The following is a 9142-nucleotide window of genomic DNA, read 5'->3' on the forward strand; positions in this document are numbered from 1 at the left end:
CACCGCTTCGGGGAGCGGGGGCGGCAGCGGAGCGGATACGAAACGTATCCATCGTATCAATGGTATCGGACGGCACGCTCCACACTTGAATGGAATCGTTGCCGCTGCGCGCTCACTCCGGCATCCAGGCCCGGAGCCAGTTCTCCAGATGGACCCCCTCGAGCATCCAGTCGCGCTCGACCGCGGCCTTCAGCGCATCGCCCGAGCGCGCGGCGGCGTCCGGGTCCTGCACGTGGGCCCGGATGGCATCCACCCAGTCCTTGAAGCGGTTCTTCACCAGCGTGACCGGCAGCCCGCACCGGTAGGGCCGTGCGTCGCTCGCGATCACGGGGACGCCGCACGCGCCGTACTCCAGCAGGCGCAGATTGCTCTTGCACTCGTTGAAGAGGTTCTGCTCCAGCGGGGCGAGCGCCAGGTCCAGGTTCAGGCTGGCGAGCATGGCCGGGTAGCGCTCGATCGATACCGGGCCGTGGTATTCCCGCACATAGGGCTTGATGCGGTCCGGGCACATCCCGAAGAAGATCCAGTCCACCTCGCGGTGCAGTTCCTTCACCACATCGGCGATCAGTTCCAGGTCGCCCTGGTGGCTGATGCCGCCCGCCCAGCCCACGCGCGGCCGTCCGCCGGTGCGCCGGCTGCCCTGCAACCCGCGCCACCAGCGCGGCGGCAGGCGGTTCTGCACCACCCGCATGTCCGCATGGGTGCCCTCCAGGGCTTCGGCCAGGGCGTCGGTCGAGACGACGAACCGGTCCATCATGCCGACGGAGCGGCGCAACTGCCGCAGCACGTCCTTGGGGATTTCCTGGCGGTGCGCATTCTTGAGGGGCAGATTGGGCAGGTAGTCGTCCAGCTCGGCCACCATGAAGGTCGGGCAAAGGCGTTTGATGCGCTGGATGAGCTGCAGTTGTTCCTCGTTCACCTGGCGCTGCAGCACCAGGGTGTCGGGCTGCAGCCGGTGCAGTTCCTCGGGCGTGAAATAGCGCCCGGCGAACCGCGCGTCGGCGATGCCGCTGCCGTGCATGGCGCGCACCGGCTCGATCACCCGGTAGTGGCCGCAGCCGAAATGGTCGGCGGCCAATGCCAGCACCACCGGTTGGGGGCGCCATGGCAGGGGGCGGCGGTTGATGGCGGCGTCCGTCTCCACGTCGAAGCCGGTGCCGTGCAGCGAGAGGTTGGCGTTGTAGGCCGGGTCGCGGGCCAGCACGGGCAGCCACTTCTCGTACATGGCGTCCTGCTCGCCCACGAAGCGTGCCCGCTTCGCCGCCTGCGTGGCCCCATCCACGGCGTTCTGGCTCACGCTGCCTTCGTGCAGCACGACGGCGCGGGGTGTCCAGACGACGAGGTAGCCGGCCTGCCGCACCTTGAGGCACAGGTCCACGTCGTTGTACGACACCTTGAAGGCTTCCTCGTCCAGCCCGCCGACCTCTTCGTAGACCGAGCGGCGGATCATCAGGCAGGCGGCGGTGACCGCGCTGTAGTTCTGGTCCACCTCCAGGCGGTTCATGTAGCCGGGCGCATCGGCCGGCAGGCCGATGAAGGGATGTTCCGCCGGGCCGCGCAGGCCCAGCACGACGCCGCCGTGCTGGAGGGTGCCGTCGGCGTGCAGCAGCTTGGCCCCGACGATGCCGACCTCGGGCCGCTGCGCATGGTTGAGCATTGCGTCCAGCCAGTCGCCGCGCAGCGTGGCGGTGTCGTTGTTCAGCAGGAGGAGGTATTCGCCCCGCGCGATGCGCGCCGCCGCGTTGTTGATCGCGGAATAGTTGAACGGATGCGGATGGCGCAGCACCCGGATGCGGGGATCGTCCAGCGCCTCCAGCCCGTCGATCCAGGCGCAGGCGGACGGGTCCGTGCTGCCGTTGTCCACCAGGATGATTTCGTAGTTCTGGTAGGCGGTCTTCTCCAGCAGCGAGCTGACGCACCGCTCCACCATGGCGAACTGGTCCTTGGTGGGGATGATGATCGACACGGGCGGCGTGCCTTCGTGCCCGTAATGCACCCGGTAGCGCCCCGGCAGGCTGGCATCGACGCTGGCCCGCTCATAGCCCCGCATGTGCAGGTGCCGCGCGATGGCCGTGATCTCGTCGGGCCGGCTCACCAGCTGCGGCAGCGCGGACACGAGCAGCGGCTCGCTGACATGGCCGATGCACTCGATGCCCCCGGCCATGACCAGCCGCAGGATCAGGTCCAGTTCCGCAGCCTCGGGGACATCCGGATCGAACCCCTCTGCCTGAAGGAACGCATCGCGCCTGAAGAGCCAGTGCCGTGCCATGCCCTGGGGGCAGGAGAGCAGCAGGTCCAGGTTGAAATCGGGGCGGAATACGGTCCCCCACTGGCCCCCCCCGGCGTCCACCAGTTCGTCCGCATAGAGGCATCGATGGTCGGATGCATTCTGCAGTTCCAAGAACAGCGTTTGCAGTCCGTTGTGAATGAAGCACGTGCCTGCCTCGACCATGCAGAGCCACTGCGCATCGCTGCGCGCAGCCCATTCGTTCAGTGCCGCTGCCCGCTCGCCTGGCGGCACTGCGATAACGGAGACCGTGAGATGCCGGGAGGACGTGTCGGCCAGGCTTTGAAGGGTGGCTTCGCGCGCTGCCGCGTCCGTGCCATCGCAGAGCACGGCGATCGCCACCCGGGGGCTGGACGGTGCACTGGCAGCCAGATGGCCGTCGATCAATCGCTGCTGCGCAGCGTTGGGCGTCCGCTGGGCCAGCCAGTCCTGCAGCGAGTATCTCGAAGTCGCCTGGCACTCGTTCTGCTGCTGCCGGTCCAGCGCCATGTTGTGCGCCAACTGGGCCAGCAGCAGATCGACGCGGTCGCATCGCCAATCCAGCGCCTGGAGGGCGGGCTGAATGGGCTCCAGCCGGTCGGCCTGTTCGTAGATCGCCTCCATGCTGTAGAGGAAGGTGGCATCGGAATAGTGAAGGCGGACGGCCGTGCGGCCGAGCTCGCCGCGCCACCGGCGGAAATCCGGGTCGCCGATCAGGCGGTGCAGATCGGCTTCGTACGCTGCCGGTGTGGTCCAGAGATAGAGCGCTGGCGGGATGCAGTCGAACTCCAGCGAGAAACCCGTACCTCTCCAATCCTGCGGTGCAAAGCGCACGATGGGTTTGCCGCATGCGGCCGCCTCGAGCAGTGTGGTGGGTGACGACAGCGGCAGCGAATCCACGTAGATGTCGCAGGCGTGGTAGCAGGCCACCAGCTCCGATTCCGACAGGTAGCCCTGCAGGTGGACTTGCGCCGGGAATCGGGCCTGCAATTCCTCCCAGGGGCGCTGGTTGCCCACGCCGACTGCCAGGAGATGGACATGCGGATGGCGGGCGAGTACGGGGCCGATCATGGCCGCGAGGCTGACGCCTTCAATGGCCCAGAATTTGTAACCTGACGCGGCAGACAGCAGCAGCGTGGCTTCCTGCGGAATGCCGTAGGCGGATTTCACAGCCGAAGCTGCAATATGCCCACGGTCCAGGTGCTCGAAATTCATCGGCAGCAAGGCGCCTCCGATGTGCTGCCTGCCTATGCCGCGGCGCCCTTCCAGCAGATAGGTCGCCGTGTTGAGTGCCACCTGCGTGATGGAAACGCCCAGCCAGAAAACGTGCGAGGCGTGATCCACGGCGATGATGGGCGGCGGGTTTCCCATGGCCGGTACGGCCGCGCAGGGCAGGACGTCGTGGGGGTGGGTCAGCAATATCGCGTAGTCGGCCCGCGCCAGAAGCGCCTGCAGGGCCTGAATGCGTTCGTCCCAGCCAGGCTGCTCCAGCAGGACGATCGTGAGCCGGCCGGCAGCCTGCAGCTCCAGCAACTGCTCGGGAATCGCCGCCCCTGCCTGCCGGGTCAATACGAGCGTGTGTTCGGACCCGGCGTCCAGCTGGCACCAGCGCCACGCGATGCGGCTGTGCCCGCCCACCGAGTGGGCGCTGGTCATGATGGTGAGCAGCCGGCGGGAGGCTTTCGGACCCGATGCGGGCGGGCGGGCTGGGGCGCCTGCTGAAAGATGCTTCCCGGCCTGTGCGATCAGCGATTCGAGTTCCGCAGAGGCGAAGACCCCGCTGTGCTGAAGCCAGGCGTGCGAGGCGCACTCCGAGGCGGCGTCCAGGGCGTCTTGCCATTGCCGTGCTTGGATGCGTTGCCGGACTCGTTCCAGCAATTGAAGAAAGCGGGCGTGGTTGTCCCGGATGAACTGCACTGGTTTCATGGAGCAGGGAGGGCTTCACGCCCCGGCGCGGGAGATTGGGTGGTAGAAGCTTTTCACGGCGCTGGCGACGCGCCGGACGTCGTCGCTGGTCATGCCGGAATATATGGGCAGCCGCAGCAGCCGCTGGGAAATGTCGGTGGTGACCGGCAGGTGTCCGCCACGGCCATGGCGCAGGCCGGCTGGCGAATCATGCAGTGGAACGTAATGGAACACCGCGCCGATGCCCTGGGCGCGCAGGAATCCGGTCAGAGCGGTGCGCTCTTTCAGCGATGCGCACAGGATGTAGAAGATGTGGCCGTTGGCCACTTGCGCAGCCGTCTTCGGCAGTTGGAGAAAGCCCTCTTGCTCGAGCGGTCCGAGCATCTGGAGGTACTTCTCATACAACACGCGCCTGTGGGTGTTGATCCGCTTGGCGTGTTCCAGCTGGGCGTAGAGGAACGCCGCCGTGAGTTCATTCGGCAGGAACGACGAGCCAATGTCGACCCAGGAGTACCTGTCCACTTCGCCCCTGAAGAAGGCTTTGCGGTTGGTTCCCTTCTGCCAGATGATCTCTGCACGCTCGATCAGCGCTGGGTCGTTGATGAGCAGGGCTCCACCCTCGCCGCAGATGACATTCTTGGTCTCATGGAAGCTGAGGCAGCCCATGTCGCCGATCGTGCCCAGCGCCTGGCCTTCGTCGTGCGTGAGGATGGCTTGTGCGGCATCTTCGATGAGCCGCAGGCCATGCTTGCGGCACAGGGCCTTGAGCCTGTCCATGGCGCAGGGAACCCCGGCGTAATGCACGGCCACCACCGCCTTGGTGCGCGGTGTGATGAGTGCTTCCACCAGGCGCTCGTCCAAGTTCAGCGTGTCGGCGCGGATATCGACGAAGACCGGAACGCCGCCGCGCAGCACGAAAGCGTTCGCCGTCGAAACGAACGTGAACGACGGCATGATGATCTCGTCGCCTGGTTGCACATCCGTCAGGATGGCGGACATTTCAAGCGCTGTCGTGCAGGAGGTGGTCAGCAAGGCTTTCCTGCATGACAGATGGACCTCCAGCCACTCCTGGCACTTGCGCGTGAACTCCCCGTCGCCCGCGATCGAGCCGTTCATGACCGCCTGGGCGATGTAGAAAAGCTCCTTGCCGACAATGAACGGCTGGCCGAAAGGGATGCTGGGGTTGTCCATGGATGGGCTTTTCCGTGATGGGCAGGGACCCGGTTCAGGGCTTTGCGTGGCCGTACCGGTACATGTCGAGCATATCGGGCGGAATCCCCCAATCGATGGCACCCACCTGGTCATGCAATTGCTCCAGCTGGCTGCGGTAGGTATCGGCCAGCTGGTCCGGCATGCGGCTTTTTGCGGGCACAAAACCATGCTGGTAGGCCGCGCTGATCTGGTGCCGCACCGCCTTGGCAATCGCCTGCTCGCGGGTCAGCACCCGCAGCGGTGCGCGATCGGGTGCCAGCCAGTTCCACCGCTCATCGGGCAGCGGATCGCCATGGACGAGTCCCGCGAGGTATTGGGAGAGGACCGGCGCCATGTGGAAGCCGTCGCGCTTGGTCCCTGTCGCGACGATGAGGTTGCGAAGCGCAGTCCGCCCCACCATGGGATAACCGTCCTGGCTGCTGGGCCGCCAGCCTACGTTCACCCGCACCAGCGAGGCCCGGTAGAAGTCGCGGTTGATCTGCTCCATGGCCGATTTCAGCAGGGACTCCACGCTGCCAATGCGGGCATGCGCCACGGGCGTTGCCGATGTGAAGCTGCTGGCCCCTATGAGAATGTGATCGGTCGGCCGGTGGGGACCCGTGAAGTAGGGGGCGCTGTAGACCCCGCACGCCAGCCCCCGGTTGGGTGTGCGGATGCAGTGGGTGTGGGGGTTGTCGGGGCTCTCGATTTCCAGGGAGACGCCGACACCGTAGAACACCCGCTGCATGCCGATGTCCAGGTCGCTGCGCTGCAGCAGATCCCAGGCGGAGGCTCCTGTCGCCAAGAGGAAGTTATCCGCCTCCACGACCTCCCCGTTGTCCAGCACCACGCCGGAGACGGCTCCCTGGCCGTGCTGCAGGCGTTGCGCACTTGTCTCCAGGAACCTCACCTGCGGATGGCGTCCGACCACCATGTCGAGCTTCTCCAGCATCAGCCGCGGATTGACCCAGCCTTCGCCCGGTATGAACAGGGCTCGCATGGCGCGTTGCCCCTGGTGCGGCCGGTAATTGGGAATGCTGCGCGGGGAAACGTACTCGTAGGGCTCGCTGAAATCGTCCAGGGCCTTGGCGATGGCCTCGAAGTTTTCATCATCGAGATCGTCGGCGGCATTGTTGTTGATGACGAACGTGCCGGTATCGATGCAGCCACCTCCGCCAAAGCCCGTGCACTGGCCGCAGTCGGCGGGCAGGCATCCGCCGGCGTGGTCGATGATCTGCCGCTCGAAGTTCGGCCACATGCGAGTGGCCAGGTGGCTGAGCTCGAAGCGGAACAGATCCACTGGATGTTCCAGGCCTCCCGCCTCGATTTCCGCGAATGAGTTGAGCATGGCTGCGGCCGCATGGGTGGCGGATCCGGGCCGGGAGCGCGGGCCGATCACGGTGATCCGGTCATTCGGGCCCAGCCGCTGCATGAGCCTGAAAGCCGTGGACAGGGCGACGATGCCATTTCCTATGACGACGGTATGCATATGGCAGCTCTATGGGAACGGAAAGGCTCGGTTACGTCTTGCGCGCGTAGCACAGGCTGGGGTACGTGGGGGCGCGATGCAGCGTATGGCGGTATTGATTGAGGAGGTCGGTGGCATAGGCCTGCCCCTCGGCACGCATGCCTGCCCGGGTCAGCTGCCAGAAGGCCACGATGCCGCCGGGCGCCAGCCGCTTCCAGACCTGCTCAAGTGCCTCGCGTGTGGGAGCGAGCGCATTCACGTCGAAAAACGCCAGACTCAGGATTTCGTTGGGTTGCTCTTCGAAGAAAGCGGGAATGGTTACCCGGCAATCGCCCGCGATAACCCGGTGTTTGCCGTTGTTGTGCCCCATGGCATTGGCGCGTTCATGGACCCGCAGCAGGTGTGACAGGTATTCGGCGTAAGCGGTCCCACCCACGGAGTACGTACCCTCCTGGTGCAGCACAGTCGCGCGGTCCTGTTCGCCGAAACCGGCATATCCCTCGAAGGTATCGAAACAGACGATCCGGCGATTGAAGTGCAATGGTTCGTAGATGGCGCGCAGGTTCTCGCAGAGCACCGCCGTCTGCCCGCGCCAGGTGCCGACATCGAACACGATGCCGGGGATATCCACGATCTGCTGATAAATGTGCGCGACAGCAAGGATGCGTGCGAGAAGGGATCCTCGGAGGAACAGGCCCAGCGAACGCTCCTTTTCCTCGGGCGTGCTCGCGTAGCCATTCATCAGCGCGAAGAGTTCATCCCGGGCCTGAATGCCGTCGGCCGCGGTATGCGTCAGCACCGAAGACTCGTGCTTCTGGGGGTCTGCAGGGGAAGGAGGGGTATTCATGCTGTGTATCGGCTGGCGGCGGCGTCACCCGACCTGTTTGCGGACGAGAATGGTGAATTCGTAGAGCCCATAGTCGTGCAGCAGGGCGACATTGCGGGAGAAACGGTTCTTGCAGTGGCGGAAGATCTCTTCGGGTGCGCAATAGTGCAGGTGCGGCCTCATCTTCTCGGCGTCCGAATACGAAGTGAGGCAGTTGAAGGCAAATCCCCGGCGGCTGCTGCGGTCCAGATCGTCCAGCGTGTCATGGATGAACTTCTCCCACAACGGAACAGGCACGTCCTGGCGCACATTGAACAGGCCGCTCGCCACGCTGTAATCGGCCAGGCGGGAACAGGCTCCGCCGATCCGGAAGCGGGCGTTCGCGACCCCTACGTGGCATGCCCGGGCGGCTTGCACCATGGGCTCACACAGGTCGGTTCCTTCGTAGTCGATGTCCAGTCCTTGCTCGACGAGAAAAGTCAGCAGTGCTCCATAACCGCAGCCCAGATCGTTCAAGGTGACGGGTCCATCGCTTTCCGTGCCGTGGTCGGCCTGAATTATCCGAACGAGCTGTGCGAATCGGAGCTGCTGGGATTCGGCCCCGTTCCAGTCCACGCCCTGGGGGGTGGGGCCGTTGTCACGCAGGCGACGCTCATAGTAGCGCGCAATCCCTTCGTGCAAAGCATGGTCATCGCACGTCACGGCAAGGTTCCTGCTGGATGAGATAGCCAGCGGCTTTCTGCCCGGTGCTCATCAATAGATCGATGACGCTCACGAAATGGTTGAAGGGGCCGTGGGGCTGCTCGTACGGCAGGTATCCAGAGTAATCCATGTAGGTGAGTCCGATGCCGGCGCTGGCAAAGAGCGTGGGATCCAGGTAACTCTTTGCCGCCGGGCCCGACAGATAGCGTGTCGCGCCCACTGCCCTGCAGAGGTGAACGAGGTTTTCCGTTTTGCCGGCAACCTTGCCATAAGAGGAGGACTGGACTATGGGCGTGCGGATGCCAAGCAGTTCCGCCACGCCCTGGATCAATCGGCGATTGATTTCCGACAACAGCCTATGACCGGCGCAGGCATGCAGCATGGTTTGGATGGCCGTCCCATATTCGGGAAATCCTGGGGATTTCCCGTAGCTCATCGCTATCGTTTTCCAGTGCTTTTCGATCCAGTCAGGCGATGAAACCGTGATCTTGTCGATGTTCTGCTCGTACTGCCCCTTGCTTTGTACCGGCACGGTGAGCCAATGCAAACCCTGAGGGGTCTTGATGACGTTGCGATTGCGCCAGTCCCGCCGCGTGTATTGCACGTCGTCATACAGAACGAAAACGTCTGCCTGGCGCATCAGGTCGAAGTACCCCTTCCAGGGAAGGTAGTTCGACTGAACGATGACGGCGGTGGTGTGCATGCAGTGCTCGTCGAAAAAGGCGCCGCGCGTGTCACCTCGCGCTCACGGCATTATGGGGCGCTGCGCTCCAACCGCTTACTT

The 9142-nt window shown here is 64.7% G+C and carries 6 protein-coding genes; all 6 read right to left on the reverse strand.

All coding sequences use genetic code 11. The features are described 5' to 3' along the window. Window positions 1-112: 112 nt before the first annotated feature. Complete coding sequence (locus Q9R47_RS22180; protein WP_311235285.1) at window positions 113-3922, reverse strand: glycosyltransferase; 3810 nt, start codon at window positions 3920-3922, stop codon at window positions 113-115. Between the two features lie 285 nt (window positions 3923-4207). Next, window positions 4208-5362, reverse strand: coding sequence for a dTDP-4-amino-4,6-dideoxygalactose transaminase (rffA, locus tag Q9R47_RS22185; protein ID WP_311235286.1), 1155 nt, complete (start codon window positions 5360-5362; stop codon window positions 4208-4210). Window positions 5363-5396: 34 nt separating this feature from the next. Continuing rightward, window positions 5397-6851, reverse strand: a complete 1455-nt coding sequence (locus Q9R47_RS22190; RefSeq protein ID WP_311235287.1) for an FAD-dependent oxidoreductase — start codon at window positions 6849-6851, stop codon at window positions 5397-5399. A 31-nt stretch (window positions 6852-6882) separates the two neighbouring features. After that, a complete protein-coding gene (locus tag Q9R47_RS22195; RefSeq protein WP_311235288.1) occupies window positions 6883-7677 on the reverse strand; it encodes a class I SAM-dependent methyltransferase in 795 nt (264 codons plus the stop codon). A gap of 24 nt (window positions 7678-7701) precedes the next feature. Then, complete coding sequence (locus Q9R47_RS22200; RefSeq protein ID WP_311235289.1) at window positions 7702-8358, reverse strand: class I SAM-dependent methyltransferase; 657 nt, start codon at window positions 8356-8358, stop codon at window positions 7702-7704. Then, window positions 8345-9061 carry a WbqC family protein gene (locus Q9R47_RS22205; RefSeq protein ID WP_311235290.1) on the reverse strand — a complete coding sequence of 239 codons (717 nt, stop codon included), beginning with the start codon at window positions 9059-9061 and terminating at the stop codon, window positions 8345-8347. Before Q9R47_RS22205 ends, Q9R47_RS22200 begins: the two co-directional genes overlap by 14 nt. Window positions 9062-9142 lie beyond the last annotated feature (81 nt).

Source organism: Acidovorax sp. PRC11 (genome assembly GCF_031844105.1).
Classification (GTDB): domain Bacteria; phylum Pseudomonadota; class Gammaproteobacteria; order Burkholderiales; family Burkholderiaceae_C; genus Paracidovorax.